The sequence below is a fragment of the Alteromonas sp. CyTr2 genome (assembly GCF_947311905.1).
Classification (GTDB): Bacteria; Pseudomonadota; Gammaproteobacteria; order Enterobacterales; family Alteromonadaceae; genus Alteromonas; species Alteromonas macleodii.
The window spans coordinates 19,026-36,288 of the sequence record NZ_CAMZMZ010000012.1; the positions used below are offsets into that span (position 1 = coordinate 19,026).

Sequence of the window (17,263 nt, forward strand, 5' to 3'; positions counted from 1 at the left end):
CTTAGTCGGTTGACACCGCTTTGATGAAGTTTGTCGCCCAAATCTTGTGTCTTTAAGCAAGCTCTAGTATAAGAAGCTATCCGCCTTACGGACGACAATCAAAGAGCCTATCCTATAAGTGCTCTACAATAACAACCATAAGCAATATGGAATTAAAATATAATTATGAAACCATCTAACGATACTAGCTTTTTCGGCCATCCAGGGGGCCTAAGAACGCTATTCTTTACAGAAATGTGGGAGCGCATGAGTTACTACGGTATGCGCGCGCTACTTGTTCTTTTCATGACCGCGAGCTTACAAACGCAGGGTTTGGGCTTTACCGTTGCAACCGCTGGCGCAATCTACGGCCTATACACAGGTGCGGTATATTTTCTAGGCTTACCGGGCGGGTGGTTAGCGGACCGCTTAATCGGTGGTAAAAACGCCGTATGGTATGGCGGTATTATCATCTTCGCAGGCCACGTGGTACTTGCCATAGACTTGCAAAACCTTTTCTTCGTGGGCCTTATCCTCGTTGCTTCGGGTACTGGCTTACTAAAACCTAATATTTCTGCGATGGTTGGCCAGCAATATGGCGACGACGACGGCCGTCGTGACAGTGGTTATGCGCTATATTACATGGGCATAAACATCGGTTCACTCATCGCCTACCTAGTTACCGGTTATTTACAGGAAAACTGGGGCTGGCACTATGCATTTGGTGCAGCTGCTATCGGTATGGCAATCGGCCTAATTCAATATTACTTCAGCAACCGTTCGTTATCGGCTGATTCTGTTGCTCCTGCAAACCCATATCAAGGTGCGGCTAAACAGCGCGCATGGATGGGCGTATGGGCAGTGATTGCACTTGCTGTTGTGGTAATTGTGCTTGCACACATGGGCACTATCGTTATTGAGCCAGTTGCCCTTGCTCAACAAGTTGCCATCGTATTTACCGCAATTTTCTTCCTTTACTTCGGGTTCATTTATTTCAAAGGCCAGCTAAGCGACAATGAGAAAAAGCGCATGTGGGCGCTGTTTTTAGTGTGTGTTGCTTCAGCATGTTTCTGGTCTGGTTTCGAACAGGCTGGTTCTTCACTCAACCTATTCGCACAGAACTATACCGACCGCGTACTTGAAAGCGGCTCGCTACTTACCTCTTGGTTTGGGATGGACGCTATCCCAACAGTATGGTTCCAGCTTTCAAACTCGCTATTTATAATCATTCTGTCGCCTTTCTTCGCTGCCCTTTGGATTAACCTTGCTAAGAGAATGATTGACCCGTCGTACACAATTAAGTGTGCCGTAGGTATCGTTATTATGGCGTCGGGCTTCTTGGTAATGTTTATGGCGTCTCAATATGCTGCACAAGGCCTTAAAGTTGCGCCTATGTGGTTGGTTACTACCTACTTCTTACACACTGTTGGTGAGCTGTGCCTAAGCCCAGTTGCACTAAGTGCAGTAAGTAAGCTATCGCCTAAGCGTTTCGCAGGGCAAATGATGGGGGTATTCGTACTGACTTACTCTATTGGTAACATCATTGCTGGCTTACTTTCAGGTAACTTCGACCCAGAAAACGTAGAGCAAATGCCAGACCTGTATCTTCAGATTGCCCTATTTAGCATCGCCATTGCCATCGTGATTGGTTTAATGAGCTTTAAATCTCGTTTTTGGGAAAAAGCAGGTATTGAACAAAAAGCGTAATTTATTGTTAGCATGTTTTAAGTGCTGACCAATTACCCTACAATAACCGCCGCAACGTAACGTTCCGGCGGTTTTTTATTAAGGGCATTTGCATAAACCTATGAAGTTTTATTTTTCTACCAGAGACATTCCTGCCTTAAAAGGTCTTCCACTGACAGAGCGCGTTAAGTTGCTTGATCAGGCCGCAAAGCGGCTATCTGTCCCTGAGAAGACTTTACTGAATGTGCTAAAGTTACTCGTCATTGTCCCCGTATTCGCATTTATTCTTCAAACCGCGTCAAATTGGACCTCGTTACTGTGGGCTTTTGTGGTATTTTTAATTTATCCATTGGTTGTAAAACCTATTCAATATTCCATCTGCGCTAAATACATTGCGCAACCGTCTAGCAAGGAGAATGCATGAAGACCATCTTAGTCACTGGTGGTGCAGGCTATATAGGTAGTCACACAGTTTTACAGTTACTTGAACAAAACTACGGTGTTGTAGTGCTGGATAACCTTGCAAACGCAAGTGCTGAATCACTTCGTCGCGTAGAAGCGTTAACAGGCAAGTCGGTTACTTTTGTTCAAGGTGACATTCGCGATACCGCCGTGTTAGATGACATATTCAGCGAGCATAACATTTATGCCGTTATTCACTTTGCCGGTTTAAAAGCCGTCGGCGAGTCTGTGCAAAAGCCACTTTCATACTATGAAAACAACGTGTACGGCACGCTAACGCTATGTAAAGCTATGCAGAAGCACAATGTAAAGAATATTGTGTTTAGCTCATCTGCAACGGTTTACGGCGATCCAGCATCGCTACCGCTACGTGAAGATATGGCCACTGGCAACCCGACAAACCCTTATGGTATGTCGAAGCTTATGGTTGAGCACATGCTTAGCGATCTTTACGTATCGGACAACGAGTGGAACATTGTATTGCTTCGCTACTTCAATCCCGTTGGCGCACACGAATCTGGCCAGATCGGTGAAGATCCGAACGGTATTCCGAACAACTTAATGCCCTATATCTCTCAGGTTGCTACCGGTAAGCTAGAGCAGCTAAGCGTGTTCGGTGACGACTACGATACCGTTGATGGCACCGGCGTTCGCGACTATATCCATGTTGTTGACCTTGCCAATGGTCACTTGAAAGCACTTGATCGTTTAAACCTTAACATGGGCTTAGACAAATACAATCTGGGTACAGGTCAGGGCTATTCAGTCATCGAAATGATCAAAGCTTTCGAAAAAGGCTCGGGTAGAACCGTATCCTATAAGATTGCACCGCGTAGAAGCGGCGATGTGGCAGCCTGTTATGCCGACCCAACAAAAGCTGCTACAGAGCTTAACTGGCATGCAGAAAAAGGCTTGGAAGACATGTGTGCCGACACATGGAACTGGCAGTCACAAAACCCGATGGGCTATCCAAAGGATTAGCTTTTCGTTTGAACGCTGCCAATAGGCTTGTTCACATACCTAGAACTAAAAAGCCATGCTGTTGAGCATGGCTTTTTTTGTGCGGGCATTTATAGCTAGAGTGACGTTGAAGTTGAGGTTAGATAACAATAACTAAACCCTGCCCCCGAACTTTATCCAACATCGTTTTAAGTATTACTCTTTCTCTATTTGCCGTCTTTCGACTTGGCGTCTTTTTCTTTTAGCTTAGCTTTCTCACTGTCATCAACTGATGTATCTTCTGAATCTGTCGACTCATCAACACCTTCTTCCGACGTTTCTTCATAGCTATCAAAGTCATTGCCTTCCAACATTGCTTCAAAATCAGCAAAGTCATCTAGCTGCTCATCATCAATGGCTTTATCGCCGCTTTTACCGTCGGTAACGCGAAACTCCAAGTTTTCAAAGTAAGCATTTTTCACAAAAGCATAGTCATCAACAGACTGCTCAAGCTGCGCTTCTTGATCAAGTAATTGAGCTCGTGTTTCAAGTACCGAAATGCCAATACGCGCTAAGTTTACAGACCCTTCGAGTAACGACATTGGAAACGCAAAACCGTCAACATAATCACCGGTGAAGCTTCGCGGATCGCTTGGGCCTAAAAAGGGCAGCATTAAGAAAGGCCCAGTATCTAATCCCCACACAGCCAGAGTTTCACCAAACTGCTCGCGTTTACGCTCAATGCCAATTTTTGACGCAACGTCAAAAGTGCCAACTAACCCTACCGTGGTGTTAATTAAAAAACGAGCCAAGCTATCTAATCCATCATCAACCTTGCCTTGAAACATATTATTCAAAAAGTTCGCAGGCTCTTGTAGGTTGTCCGTGATGTTCACCAAACCAGTTCGCGCAGGCTGAGGCATCACAGTCACGTAGGTAACTGTTATTGGGCGTAAGATGTAGGCATCCAACACATCCCAGTTAAAGTCCCAGATTTCACGGTTAACCGGCTCGAACGGGTCACGGGGGTCTGGAGTATCCACTACTGGTGCGTTCGACCCAGTGTCTTGAGAATACGCTTTAGCTTGATCTTGCGTATGGTTACTTGCACAGCCACCTAAAAGACTTGCGGCAATAATCAACCCGGTTGCGAGTGATTTAGACAGTTCCATACTTATAATTCCTTATCAATAATAACGCTTAGTGAAGATATTTCGTTGGCAGTAACGCTTGCACTCACACTGCCTTGCCATTCGCCTTTTGAAACTGCCACATTACCATCTTTGGATAGTCTTGCGGTAACCACCACATCAGAAAGTGTTGCTAGCGTGAATTGTGGCATCATTGCGTTTTCTGTGGTTAGAGTAACGGAAACAGGGAAGTCTTCTATCGGCAGTTTAACCACAGCGGCAGGCATTTTGTTGTCAGAGTTCGCATCTTGAGCGAACACTATCAAGAAACCGTCTTTAGGCGCTTCTATGCTAGCGTCGTCAGATAAATTCACCGTGATATTAAAGCCGGTTTGCGCTTCGCTGCTATCACTTTGAGCTTCGCTACTAGCATTTTTCGCTTCGCTACTGGCATTTTGCGCTGTTGATGTATCAGTAATTTCAGCGGCTGTATTTTGTAGCGCTGCCATTTCACTGGTATTCCCTTGTAGCTCTTTTATACGCGCAACTAAACGCTGCGCCATATCGCTATCTACTGGTAACTTACCTTCAACTTGCTTATAAAAACGCTGAGTATTTTCAAGATCGCCAAGTTGAGCAGAGACCACCGCCATCATCAGCGCAAGATTATCATTCGCTGGATTGTCGTTAAGCAAGCCCAACAAGATAGATTGCGCTCGTTCAAGATTATTGACATCCCCTGTGGTCATCAAGGCTTGAGCAAGCGTAATGCGATTAGCAGAGTTAGACGGTGCCAAACTTACCGCTTTATCAATAGCTTCAATGGCCTGCACTTCTTGACCGATACTCAGCATCAATCTGCCAAAATACATCCATCCCGTGTCGTCTTCGGGCTCTTCTCTCAAACGCTGGCGTATAGCAAGAGCAAGGCTAGCAATGTCTTGTTGGGTCAGGTTGTTCGCATTACCGCTGGCAAGCTGTTGACTCAATTCGGGCAACGCTTCAATGGCTTGGCTTGCCTGGGTAACTCGACCCATTTGGTTTACCTGCGCATATACAATCACTCCGCAGGCTATCGCAAGCACGGCGCCAATCGCGAGCGGAAGTTTTGCATTACCCGTTTTATGAGATTGAAATGCGCTTTCATCTACAAGCGCTAGTTTTAGTTCGTCAACGGCTTGTCGTTTGTCATGCTCACTAATGAGCCCTTCTTGCACTTCACGATCAAGTTCGGCAAGGCGCTGCTTAACAATTTGCGTATTGCTTAAACTGTCTTGTTTTGCGTGATTTTTATTACGCAGCCATGGGAAAGCGACAATTAGTAGAACAAGCGTAATTAAGCCTGAAACAATAATATAAAACTCAGACCAACTCATTCTTTCTCTCGCTCCAACATTTCATCTGCTTTAGCTAACTTAGCAGCCATATCTTCTGGTGGTGTTACCGATTTGCGGCGAACCACCACAATTAAGGCAATGAAAATAAACAAGACTGGACCGGCCCAAAGCCACAAGGTCGCAGCCGTAACTGGCGGTTGATAATGCACAAAATCGCCATAGCGTGACTTCATAAAATCAATCACTTCTTGCTCTGTTTTGCCTTGCTTTAGTAACGCGTACACTTTTCGGCGCATGTCATGGGCAATCATGGCGTCGCTATCAGCAATATTCTGGTTTTGACACATAGGGCAACGTAATTCGGCGGTAAGCTTTAAAAAGCTTTCACGCTGAGCTGGCGTGTCGAAAGAAAACTTATCTTCAGCCGCACTTACTGAAAAAGCGCTAAACACAAACAGCATTGCGAAAACGTTCAGCGCTATGGCTCTAGCGTTTGCGAATCTGTGGATAGAGGTCGTCAATAACATAATCATTTCCCTCCCTGTGCACTTGCGGAGCTCTGATTATTCTTTTCATTAAGCGTGTTCGACAATGTAGGCTCTGAGGCCATAACTGCATCCACATCTACCTTTTTGTCATTGCCTGTTTTACCAGACGCTTCTGCCACCAGTTTGTTATAAAGCGGGCCAACTTTCGAGTTCCAAACACGCTCGTTAATATCGCCTATGTGGTGCATACGAATAATGCCTTCAGCGTCAATAACAAAGTGTTCTGGCGCTCCTGTGACTCCAAGGTCGAGGGACGTATCGCGATAGACATCAAAAATATTATATGCATACGGGTTACCGTATCGGCTGAGCATGTCGGTAACTTCTTGCTGAACACGGCTCAGTGTTTTTGTGCCAAAGTCTGGGTCTAAGTCCTGATCAAAATACAAACCCACAAAGTGAACGTTTTGTTCGTTCTTTAGCTGAGTTAGGTACGGCATCTCAACAGCGCAGGTCACGCACCATACACCCCATACATTTAATATGGTGACCTTGCCCTTTAAATCTTCAGGTGTATAGGTCACCTCTGGCTTCATCAGGTCTGGCAGTGAGAATGCAGGTAACGTCTTATCCTGAACCTGAGAATCTAACTCTCTGGGGTCAGAAAAAAGCCCTTTAAACAGAAAAATGACCAGCAAAGAAAACAACACTAACGGAATAGCAACGAGTGGTGCTTTTTTCATTATGCGCCTCCTTTCACTGACGCATTTGATGGAGTGGATACTTGACCATGAGATTGCTCAGCGTCGTTTTTACCTTTCCCACCAAATACACGTTTGATCTTTTTTACTTTAGCCATACGGTAACGTTTGTCGCTAATAGAGAAGATACCGCCTATAGCCATAACCACTGCGCCCGCCCATAGCCAGATAACAAATGGCTTAATATAAATACGGATGGCCCATGCGCCATTGTCTAAAGGCTCGCCCATAGCGATAAATAAATCTCTTATAGGATTTGAGTGAATAGCGGCTTCAGTCATCGGCATACGCTGTACTATATACAAACGCTTCTCAGGCTCTAGATGCGCGATTAATTCACCGTCTTGATAAACGTCGAATACGCCTTTGTCCGCCTCAAAGTTCGGACCTTGGACTTTGACGACATCTCTAAAGCTAAAGTCATAACCGCCAAGAGAAACGGTATCGCCGATGTCCATGCGCACATCGCGCTCCATTTCATAGTTTGAAACCAGCGTAATGCCGATAATGCAGATAGCAAAACCCACATGGCCCAGCACCATTCCCCAGTGGCTTGGCGTAAGCTTGCGAAGTTTAGATAGCACCGATGCATTGTCACTGTTACTTGATGGCATTGCCGATAGACGCTGCAACACCTCTTGCACTGTAGTGACTAAAATCCAAAACACCAGCACCATGCCTAAAACGCCCATATAGGTTGGTTCATCATAGGCAAAGTTCACTAACACACCTGCACTTAGTGCAATACCGCCAGCGATTGATAGCTGTTTTTGTAATTCACTGGCTTTTTGCTGTTTCCAGCGCGTGAGCGGGCCAAGACCTAGCATTAGTACGAATGGCACAATCAATAAGGTGAACATTTGATTGAAGAACGGAGCGCCTACAGAAATACTGCCTAGGCCTAACTCTTTATGTACAAGTGGCAGTAGTGTACCCAACAATACAACTAGTGTTGCTGCGCACAAAAAGACGTTATTACCCATTAACAACACTTCACGGGAAAACGCTTGATAGCGGCCTGGGCTTTTAAGTGAAGCTGCTCGCATAGCGTAAAGCAGCAAGCCAAAGCCACTAAGTACAATCAATATTCCCAGTATAAATAAGCCTCGGGTAGGATCGCTTGCAAACGAGTGTACCGAAACAATCACTCCAGAACGTACTAAGAAGGTGCCAAGTAAACTCAAACTAAATGCGGCAATTGCAAGCAGTACGGTCCACGACTTAAACGCCTTTCGCTTTTCGGTTACGGCTAGCGAGTGCATTAGCGCAGTACCGACCAGCCAAGGCATGAAAGAGGCGTTCTCTACTGGGTCCCAGAACCACCAGCCACCCCAGCCAAGTTCGTAATACGCCCACCAGCTACCTAGCGCAATGCCCACGGTGAGAAACGCCCAAGCAGAAATGACCCAGGGCCTTGACCAGCGTGCCCAGGTTGAGTCTAGCTGACCTGAAATTAGTGCTGAAATTGCAAAAGCAAACGCGACAGAAAAGCCAACATAGCCCATATAAAGCATAGGCGGGTGAATGATCATGCCAAAATCTTGCAGCAGTGGATTAAGATCTCGTCCATCTACCGGGAAAAACGGCAGCATGCTGTTAAACGGGTTTGAGGTAAGCAGCATGAATAAGTAAAAACCGATGCCCACCATTCCCAACACCGACAGCACCCTTGCAACCATAGCAAGAGGAATACCCTTGCTGAATATCGCCACTGCTACTGTCCATATGGAAAGCATCAACACCCACAGAAGAAATGAGCCTTCGTGGCCGCCCCACACGGCGGTAATTTTATAATAAATAGGAAGTCGACTATTTGAATGCTGGGCAACATACGCCACACTGAAATCGTCAGTCACAAAGGCGTAGGTTAAGCATACATAGGCGATAAGCGTGAAGGTAAATAAGCCGATTGCCAGTGGTTTGGCGGTTGCCATTAACGCTTCGTGCTGACGGTGAGCCCCCCATAGCGGATAAACGGCCAATAATATAGAGAGCACTAGCGCAAGCGTCAGCGCAATATTTCCAATTTCAGGTACCATAGATTATTTGCTCCCGGCGCCGTTTGACGACTCATACGTTGGCATATTTTCAGGTTTTACATGCTTAATGCCTTTCATTTTTTCAGCAAGTTCTGGCGGCATGTACTCTTCGTCATGCTTAGCCAGCACTTCCTGCGCTTTAATGCTGCTTGCACCAGTAAGTACACCCGTTGCTACAATGCCTTGGCCTTCGCGGAATAAATCAGGAAGGATGCCGGTGTAAGTCACAGTCACCGTTGGGCCAGTATCGATAAGGTCAAAGCTCACCGCTAAGCTTTCTTGATCCCTTTTCACACTGCCAGGTACCACCATACCGCCTATACGAAGACGCTGGCCAACCTGCGGTTTCTGGCCGTTTTTACCTTCGATGATTTCGCTTGGCGTATAGAAAAGGTCAATACTGTCGTTAAGCGCGTAAAGCATCAGTCCAATTGCACTTACTATTAAAAAACCGATAATTCCCACTACGGCTAGTCGCTGCTTTCGTCTCGGGTTCATGCAACTCTCACTTCGAAAAAACTAATAAACAATAAAAACGCAAATGAATGCTAAGTTCACTTTTCACATTAACACTAGGTGTTTACTTGCTGTTGCTGTCGCGCTTTTTTAATACGCGCTTTGCGTTCTTTTTCCACCACTACCTGCTTTAAAAGGTCGCGATGTTTACTAAAACTCTGAATAGCGATAATGCCCATTGCTAAGAAGGTAACGCCAAAAGAAAGCCATACATAAAATGCATAGCCGCCCATATTTAAAAAATCGGCAAAGGATTCAAACTGCATCTTAACTGCCCTCTTTTAAATTACCGTTAGGTGAGCCGCTGGTCTGTTTCGACACTTTCTCTGCTGCCAAGGCTTGTACCCAAGGCCTGTGCATCTCTCTAAGCACAATCTCATTACGTAATCGTACAGTGGTCACAGCTCCAATAAAAAAAGCGAAGCCCAGCAGGTTAATTAACAACGGCCACAGCATTTCAGGGGCAATTGAAGGGTTGTCGAATTTACTAATGGTCGCGCCTTGATGTAACGTGTTCCACCATTCTACCGAGTAGTGAATAATAGGAATATTTACTACGCCCACCAGCGCCATCACGCCTGCGGCTTTACCCGCCTGCTGTTTATCTTCAAAAGCACCGTAAAGAGCAATCACGCCCATGTACAAGAAAAGCAGAATAAGCTCTGAAGTTAGGCGTGCATCCCACACCCACCAAGCGCCCCACATTGGCTTGCCCCACGCGGCGCCAGTGAACAAAGCGATAAACGTCATTACTGCGCCGATAGGCGCCATAGCAATCATGCTCATATAAGCGGTGCGCCACTGCCAAACCATACCCACCAAGGCCGCAATCGCCATGGCCACATAGGTGCCCATAGACAAAATAGCGCTAGGTACATGGATATAGATGATTCTAAATGAATCGCCCTGCTGATAATCTTGAGGCGCAAAGGCCAACCCCCACACGGTGCCTACGCTTAAACACGCTAGAGCGCCAACCCAAAACCAAGGCTGTAAAGTTAAACAAAGCTGATAGGCTCGCTCTGTTTTTGCGTAGGGATGTAACCACTTCCACATTAGTTTTGACTCACTTTTAAAGAATATGCGATGGCAAACGGTGCCAATGCCGCAGCCAATAAAAGCATGGCGGCAATAATAGCAAGTTGCGCATGATAAGGTAATTGCAGTGCGGCAGAATCCACAGCCGACGTGGCAAATATCAGTAACGGAATAAAGACAGGAATAAGTAGCAGTGCCAACAGCACTCCACCTTTTTGCAATCCAACGGTAAGCCCTACTGCAATGGCACCAATTAAGGAAAGTAACGGCGTCCCCAATATCAAGGTTAAGACAAGGGCGATATACATATCGACCGTTAAATTCAAAAACATGGCTAGTAGCGGAGACAACAGCAATAATGGTACAAAGCTAACCAGCCAATGGGCAGCCACTTTTACCGCACTCACCGCTGGTAATGGCATACCAGATAACATGTACTGCTCTAGCGACCCGTCTTGGAAGTCATCGCGAAAAAGCCTTTCCATCGCCATGAGCGATGACAAAATTGCCGCAATCCATATTACCCCTGGTCCAATGCGTTGAAGGGTGTCGGGAGACGGACTAACGCCTAAGGGAAATAAGGTCACCACCATCAGCAAAAACATCAGAGGTTGCACCAATTCTGCTTTTTGCTTGAACGCAACCTGCATGTCGCGCTTAAAAATTCCTCGGTAAAGTGACATTAAAAGCGGTACTCCAAATCGAATACACGGTGTTCCCCTGCAGTTTCTGATAGGTGTTGATGCGAAGTAGTAATGATGAGACCGCCGCGACCAACGTGCTCTTTCATACTTTTTTCAAGCATGTGAACCCCTTTTACATCAAGCGCTGTAAACGGTTCGTCCAGTATCCACACCTTTGCTGGCTTTAGCCATAATCTTGATAGCGCCACACGACGCTGTTGACCGGCCGATAAATACCTTACAGGCACATCTTCAAGTCCAACTAATCCCACTTTCTCTAATACATCAAAAAGCGTGTTAACAGGCACCGATACATTATGTTGAGCTAGCCAGAACGATAGATTATCTAGGGCAGAGAGACTGCCGTTAGTTCCGCTTTTATGGCCAAGATAAAAAAGGTCTTGGTAATAACCTGTCTTGTCCGCTGAAATGTCCATGCCGTTGTACAATACTGCACCTGAATCAGGTGAACTCAGTCCTGTTAAAATGCGCAGCAAGCTGGTTTTCCCTGCACCGTTAGGACCGCGTAAATACAGCAACTCACCGGGTTCGACAACCAGTGAAAGCCCTTCAAAAAGGGTTCTGTCTCGTTTGCTGCAGGTTAATTCGCGCGCCTCTAACACTACCTGGCTACTCCAACCTTAAAAAGAGGTTCTAAAAAATGGCGCTAGTCTACCACATGAACGCTTTTTCGCAGTCGCGAATTCCAATTAAATATGATTTACTTCAATGACAAAGGTATTTTTCCTGAGAGCCATCCGTCGTGAGTAAGTGTTATCCCTCCGCCTAAAGGATGAATTCTTTTGCTTCATCTTATCAACTGGTTAATAACGAAACTGCCAAACAGAGCTTTGCTATACTCAAATATGTAAGGAAAAGCGCGACATTGCCGATATCTCAATTATGACAACACCACTATCATCTCTATTGGCAGCCGCTCTAAATCAAACAACTGGCCCGACGTCGCCTGTCTCGGCCGCTTTATCGTCTTCAGATGCCGCTACTCAAGGATCGAGTCGAGGAGCAACGCCTGTGATTGCCAACGCTGCGCTTTCGCAGGCTACCGTTTTAGACAATGCGGCGAAAGTGATAGCTGAACGCTTGCCTGAACGAGTGCTATCGATAACGATGACATCGAGTAATGCATCGTCAAATTTAGCGCCGTCGGTCGCCCAAGTATTGCACGTTGTATTACCCGCAGAAGTTAGCGCTAAATTCTCCAAACACGCTATTCATAATGCGCAAATTGCTCTTCTGCCTCAAACTTCAGACCAGGTTTCAAACCCAGAAACGAAAAGTGTTCAAAATGCGCCTCAGAGTCAGTTAAGCGCTCAGTCTGCAATACTCCTTTCTACAAGTTTGTCTCAACAAGGCGCGTCATTGTCAGCGCCCGATAAAGCAGAATTACTGAAAGCCGTGGCACAAGCGCTTGCTGCAAATAACGCCGCCGTTACGCTTAAGGGTCAGCTTTCTATTTCTACAAAGAGCGAAAACTTTGGGCAACTCATTCTCACCACGGCTAAAAACGAGGATGTTGCCCTTACAGACATAAACACTGAAAAGCTGGATAGCACGGCGAAAGCAGCGCTTCAAAAGCTGGTCGGCCAGCAGGTCGTTATAGGACTAAGCCGAGCTAGCAGCGGTGGAATCGCTTTGCAAATCTCTCAAGATTTTTCAAATGGAAGCAGTGGTCCGAAAAGCAGCCATCACAATTTCGCCACTATCACCCATAAAGATGTAAGTACCAACTTACAACAAAAGCTCATTTCCGGTTCACTTAAGCAAGGCGGCGTTGCTGTTGAGCATAACTTGAGTAACCCGCCACAACTTAACGCGCTGTTAAAAGGTTCTGGTGCTGACACTAACGCGTTAAAAGTGCTTTCTGCGTTAACCTTAACGGGTAGCAAACTCTCAATTCGTACTGCGCAACAAAGCGCGTTATTACAAATAAGTTTACCGCAGAGCACGGCCCCTTCCCTTTCGGCTCCAACTTTGAATCTGGAGCAGGTAAATAAACTTGACCTGGCACAATTACCAAAGGTGACGGCGAAAGGGCTCGATGCCGTCACGGGAAATAGCTCGCTCGAAGCCTCTTCATCCATTACAAACCTAAAAGCAGCGGCTCCCACATCGCTTAAAGGAACGGATGTACACAACGCAATTAGTACACTTTCTCGGGTATTATTGAGCCAAACAGGCAGTACCAGCCAAGCATTAAGCCAACTCGTTGCTATTGTTGAGAATGGAAAGTTACCGCCAGGCAGCGGCGCTCCTCAAGCACATGGAGCCCAGCATTTTGATAAAATTTTGCAGCACCTAAAAGGTCTTGATGCACTCAACGCGAAACCTTCGCAAGTCAAAATATCTAATGGAGCGTTTATCGGCCCGCCTAAGCCTTCCAGTGAACAACTGTTAGCAACGGCAAAAGTGTCTCTGACTGACGGAAAAGATATCATGTCACCCGAGACTATTGGCACGCAAGGAAAAGACAGTGGAAGTAAGCCTTCTCTTGTGTCATTTGCCTCTCTCGCACAAGCATTAAGCACACAGGCCAAAGGTTTATCGAATAGCTTACTGAGTAATATTGCTGCGCAACTAGCAGCTACGCAAAGTAAAGGCGCAGAGATATCATCTGTGGTTTCAGATAGTCCCACTAGCCTAACCAGCTCAAAAACAAACGAAAGCGTAGCTGGCGAGAACGTAGGCGCTGTCGGCGATTTAAAAAACGGCGCGAAAAAACTAACGCCCGATATGAACGAGCAAGGATTGTCGCAACGCTTGCAGCAGCTTATATCCTCACAGGCGCTGGTTACCACACCAATAAACTTATCCTCACCCGTAAACGCTTCCAGCTTCGTTCAAGGGCTGGTCGCCTTAGTTCAATTAGCACTAGCGGGGCGTGCCATGCAGCGTCAGCCTGGCTTAAAAACGCAAATAGATGCGCCTGACTCTATCGTTTCAAAAACGTTAGCGAATATGGGGGTAACGACTCAACCAAGTCGCGTTAGCCAAGACATGAACCAGTTAGACGGCAGACAACAGCTGCTTTCTCAACTTAAAACGCTGCTAAGTAGCCACCAGCAAAACAAAATTGCTAATGTAGATAGCCGTATTCAAGGGCAAGATAGTTTCTATTATATATTGCCATCACTTTCACAACATCAAAGTCCACCAGAACTCTTGATAAAACGAGAGCTGGGTGGCCAAGACAATAAGCACGCACAAGCAGGCCAACGTTCTCTTTGGAATATCACGATGAAGCTGGATATTGGTGACAGCGGACAAGTGTTGGCAAAATCAAAAATTGATAAAAGCACCATTACGTTAGACTTATATGCATCCAACGATGAAGTACTTAGGCGCATTGGCGATACCCTACCCTATTTGCAAAAACGTCTTACTTCGCTCGGCCTGGTTGTTGAAAACACCAGTTACCAGCGAGGCCACATTCCGGACACATTAAATTCGCGTCCTCATCAAATCTTTGAAACTAGGGTTTAGGTAAAGCGTTTATGACTGATTCGCAAAAGACAAAACGCGCCATCGGACTAAAGTATGACGGCGGCGATAAGAAAAACGCACCTAAAGTGGTAGCAAAAGGCTACGGAGATTTGGCGGAAGCCATTATAGCCATGGCTGAAGAAACCGGGATATTAATTCATGAAGACCCTTACTTAAGCGAAGTCCTTGCTACCCTTGATGTGGGGCAAGATATCCCTGAATCGCTGTATTATGTAATTGCCGAGTTGCTGGCCTATTCTTATGTCCTTCAAGGAAAAATCCCTCCTGGTTGGGAGGGAATTATCAAGCGTATCGACTTTGAAGTGTAGTAAACACAAAACTAAAGTGTATTGAACCTTCACTTCGAGTATCAATTTTGTCCACCACATAAAAAAGCCTTGCTTCAATAAAGAATAAGCCCGCGTTTAGCGGGCTTGTTACAAGAATGCTAGATAAGTAGTTTTGTTATCTAAACAGAACCTTTTCTTTATTAAACCAATGGATACAGAAGAAAATCAGTCCGGTTGCAATCACTGCGGTAGACGTAAATATGCCAAAGAGTGCAAAGTAGTCCATGGTACCTTTGAACAGCTCTTTCATCGCTAGGGCAACGTTAGTCAGCGGTACCCAAACCCAGCCGCCTTTAAGCTCTACACCCGGCATCATGGCTATAATTACAGGGAAAATAACCACCATAATTAACGACCCCATGTAGCTTTGCGCCTCTTTAAACGAGCGAGCATAAATTGAAAGTGATAGTAGAATAGCGGCGAAAACTGCCACCACTGGCACCAACATTAGAAAGATCAGCAGGAAGTCCACAAGACCAATCATCGACATGATCTTAACCACAAACTCAACGGCCATGCCTTGCGATAACACCAGTCCCCATATAGCCATGGAAGAAACGGTAATAAGCGCAGTAATTATCCCCGCAGTAGCGATAGTAAAGAATTTACCCAGTACCAGCTTATGACGGTCCATCGGCGATATAAGTAGTGTTTCTAATGTACCCCGCTCTTTCTCACCGGCACCTAAGTCAGCCGCTGGGGCCATAGCGCCTTGAAGGCACAAGATGAAGATGAAATATGGCAGCATACCGCCTAAGCGTTCACCCCACACTTCGCGATCGTCGGCGACATTTTGCTTTTCTATCTTGATTGGCTTTAGCAAGGCCTCTTGCTGAGTTTCATCTAGATTAAGCTGCGCAAAAGCGGTTTGTTGGAATGCATCGGTGTATTCATCAATGATGTCGGATACGCGCCCCATCACCTTATTTAGACCAGCATCGTTGAGATAAAGCTCAATTTTATGCTGACCTGAACGCAAAACATCGCTATCAAAGGTTTCGGGAATAACCAAAACAAAATCTAATGTTTCGTTTTTGATGAGTTTAGCGTAGTCAGTCTCATCGCCAATCGCAACCGATTCGAATTTATCTGATGCGTCGTTAAAAGACTGAACAATTGCTGGCGCGTAAGCTTCACCAACTATCGCGTATTTCAGTATTTTATTTTCCGCTTTATCCGCCGCTGAACTCATGAAAAAGAACGCGACACCGAAAATAGCTGGGAATAATAAAAGCGGTAGACCAATCATGAATATGATGGTTTTCTTATCCCGTAATAGTTCTTTGAATTCCTTTTTAAAGATTAACCACATTACCCATCTCCTCAGAATCCATTGATAGTGTTTTTAGGAAGCTCTTATGCATTTGCCCGCCAGCCCCGTCATTACCAGACAAAGCGCTAAAGGCAGCTAGCGAATCGTTAAATACCGTTTCACCTTGGTTAATCACGGTCACCTTGTCGCAAAGGGTTTGCACCTCATCAAGGTGGTGAGTAGAGAAAATAACCGGGGTACCTTTATCTTTAAGGCGCTGAATAAATTCCATCACGGTACTCGTTGCCATAATATCAAGGCCGGTAGTAGGTTCATCAAGCACCACTAGTTCAGGCTCGTGTATAACAGCGCGAGCAATAGAAACTTTTTGCTTCATCCCTGATGAGAAATTCTCGGCACGTCTATCAAGGAAGGTTTGCATATCGAGTAAATCAGCTAACTCTTCAATACGCGCGTTAATCACATTTTTTGGAATACCGTGCAATTCACCGAAGTAGCTAATATTCTCTCGGCCACTCAAACGACCATAAAGGCCCGTTGAGCTAGATAAAAAGCCAATTTTTTTACGGGCAATATTAGGGTTAGAAAGCACATCCTCACCACCAATGATAACTTTTCCGCTATCAGGCTTTAGTGCTGTTGAAAGCATGCGAAGTGTGGTTGTTTTGCCAGCTCCATTTGGCCCTAAGAGCCCAAGTACCTGTCCTTTTTCGCAAGTAAACGACACATCCCTTACCGACTGGAAATAGCGCCCTTTTAATCGCGGGTCCTTTTTTTCCTGTTCGCTAAGCTTTTTCGGGTTCTCCACCTCAAAACGCTTAGCAAGGCCTGATATTTCAATCATTTCCCTTCCCTCTTCTCACGTGTGAACAGTAGCACCGTTCATTATTGTTGTAGGCTTGCTTTGCTGTAGCCGCAAATTATGCCGTTCTATTTGTTTAAAATTGTTTTAGCGTACTAACCAGCTTTGGCAGTAATGGCCATTGCATCCTAGTAGTCTGTACTTACAAATATTTATTACAGCATTCCTTGTTTTTATTTGTTGTACAAGTTTCAGCCTTGCATTAAGTGTTAGTAAATA

The 17,263-nt window shown here is 45.6% G+C and carries 17 protein-coding genes; 5 read left to right on the forward strand and 12 right to left on the reverse strand.

Features of this window, described 5'->3' with window-relative positions:
• Positions 1-165: 165 nt before the first annotated feature.
• The 3 genes from QME20_RS08650 (at position 166) to galE (ending at position 3,108) form a co-directional block, all read left to right on the forward strand.
• Complete coding sequence (locus QME20_RS08650) at positions 166-1,686, forward strand: peptide MFS transporter (RefSeq protein ID WP_014975839.1); 1,521 nt, start codon at positions 166-168, stop codon at positions 1,684-1,686.
• A 100-nt stretch (positions 1,687-1,786) separates the two neighbouring features.
• Positions 1,787-2,089 (forward strand): DUF6170 family protein, encoded by a 303-nt coding sequence (locus QME20_RS08655; protein ID WP_014975838.1) that lies wholly within the window; start codon positions 1,787-1,789, stop codon positions 2,087-2,089.
• Positions 2,086-3,108 (forward strand): UDP-glucose 4-epimerase GalE, encoded by a 1,023-nt coding sequence (gene galE, locus QME20_RS08660; protein ID WP_239219984.1) that lies wholly within the window; start codon positions 2,086-2,088, stop codon positions 3,106-3,108. Before QME20_RS08655 ends, galE begins: the two co-directional genes overlap by 4 nt.
• Before the next feature lie 185 nt (positions 3,109-3,293).
• On the opposite strand, the gene QME20_RS08665 is transcribed toward galE, so the two are convergent.
• The 10 genes from QME20_RS08665 to ccmA form a co-directional block, all read right to left on the reverse strand.
• Positions 3,294-4,238, reverse strand: a complete 945-nt coding sequence (locus QME20_RS08665) for an MlaA family lipoprotein (protein WP_281715793.1) — start codon at positions 4,236-4,238, stop codon at positions 3,294-3,296.
• Positions 4,239-4,240: 2 nt separating this feature from the next.
• Positions 4,241-5,572: a c-type cytochrome biogenesis protein CcmI gene (ccmI, locus tag QME20_RS08670; RefSeq protein ID WP_061094382.1), complete on the reverse strand. Its 1,332-nt coding sequence runs from the start codon at positions 5,570-5,572 to the stop codon at positions 4,241-4,243.
• Complete coding sequence (locus tag QME20_RS08675; RefSeq protein WP_061094381.1) at positions 5,569-6,066, reverse strand: cytochrome c-type biogenesis protein; 498 nt, start codon at positions 6,064-6,066, stop codon at positions 5,569-5,571. The genes ccmI and QME20_RS08675 overlap by 4 nt, the downstream gene beginning before the upstream one ends.
• On the reverse strand, positions 6,063-6,764 hold the full coding sequence (locus QME20_RS08680; RefSeq protein WP_168532548.1) for a redoxin family protein: 702 nt from the start codon (positions 6,762-6,764) through the stop codon (positions 6,063-6,065). The genes QME20_RS08675 and QME20_RS08680 overlap by 4 nt, the downstream gene beginning before the upstream one ends.
• On the reverse strand, positions 6,764-8,821 hold the full coding sequence (locus tag QME20_RS08685) for a heme lyase CcmF/NrfE family subunit (protein ID WP_156086027.1): 2,058 nt from the start codon (positions 8,819-8,821) through the stop codon (positions 6,764-6,766). The genes QME20_RS08680 and QME20_RS08685 overlap by 1 nt, the downstream gene beginning before the upstream one ends.
• A gap of 3 nt (positions 8,822-8,824) precedes the next feature.
• Positions 8,825-9,319: a cytochrome c maturation protein CcmE gene (ccmE, locus tag QME20_RS08690; protein ID WP_269349569.1), complete on the reverse strand. Its 495-nt coding sequence runs from the start codon at positions 9,317-9,319 to the stop codon at positions 8,825-8,827.
• A gap of 74 nt (positions 9,320-9,393) precedes the next feature.
• The gene (gene ccmD / locus QME20_RS08695; protein ID WP_014948514.1) at positions 9,394-9,603 is read right to left on the reverse strand and encodes a heme exporter protein CcmD; all 210 of its coding nucleotides are present in this window, start codon (positions 9,601-9,603) and stop codon (positions 9,394-9,396) included.
• A gap of 1 nt (position 9,604) precedes the next feature.
• Entirely contained in the window at positions 9,605-10,393 is a 789-nt protein-coding gene (locus QME20_RS08700) for a heme ABC transporter permease (protein WP_281715794.1), read from the reverse strand.
• Entirely contained in the window at positions 10,393-11,058 is a 666-nt protein-coding gene (ccmB, locus tag QME20_RS08705) for a heme exporter protein CcmB (protein WP_281715795.1), read from the reverse strand. Before ccmB ends, QME20_RS08700 begins: the two co-directional genes overlap by 1 nt.
• On the reverse strand, positions 11,058-11,681 hold the full coding sequence (gene ccmA, locus QME20_RS08710; RefSeq protein ID WP_014948511.1) for a cytochrome c biogenesis heme-transporting ATPase CcmA: 624 nt from the start codon (positions 11,679-11,681) through the stop codon (positions 11,058-11,060). The genes ccmB and ccmA overlap by 1 nt, the downstream gene beginning before the upstream one ends.
• Before the next feature lie 280 nt (positions 11,682-11,961).
• On the opposite strand from ccmA, the gene QME20_RS08715 reads away from it, so the two are divergent.
• Positions 11,962-14,559 carry a flagellar hook-length control protein FliK gene (locus tag QME20_RS08715; protein ID WP_281715796.1) on the forward strand — a complete coding sequence of 866 codons (2,598 nt, stop codon included), beginning with the start codon at positions 11,962-11,964 and terminating at the stop codon, positions 14,557-14,559.
• Between the two features lie 11 nt (positions 14,560-14,570).
• A complete protein-coding gene (locus QME20_RS08720) occupies positions 14,571-14,888 on the forward strand; it encodes an EscU/YscU/HrcU family type III secretion system export apparatus switch protein (protein WP_014948509.1) in 318 nt (105 codons plus the stop codon).
• Positions 14,889-15,024: 136 nt separating this feature from the next.
• Here QME20_RS08720 and QME20_RS08725 read toward each other — a convergent pair whose 3' ends face one another.
• Positions 15,025-16,221: an ABC transporter permease gene (locus QME20_RS08725; RefSeq protein WP_039224732.1), complete on the reverse strand. Its 1,197-nt coding sequence runs from the start codon at positions 16,219-16,221 to the stop codon at positions 15,025-15,027.
• On the reverse strand, positions 16,205-17,026 hold the full coding sequence (locus QME20_RS08730) for an ATP-binding cassette domain-containing protein (RefSeq protein WP_014978519.1): 822 nt from the start codon (positions 17,024-17,026) through the stop codon (positions 16,205-16,207). Before QME20_RS08730 ends, QME20_RS08725 begins: the two co-directional genes overlap by 17 nt.
• Positions 17,027-17,263: the final 237 nt, after the last annotated feature.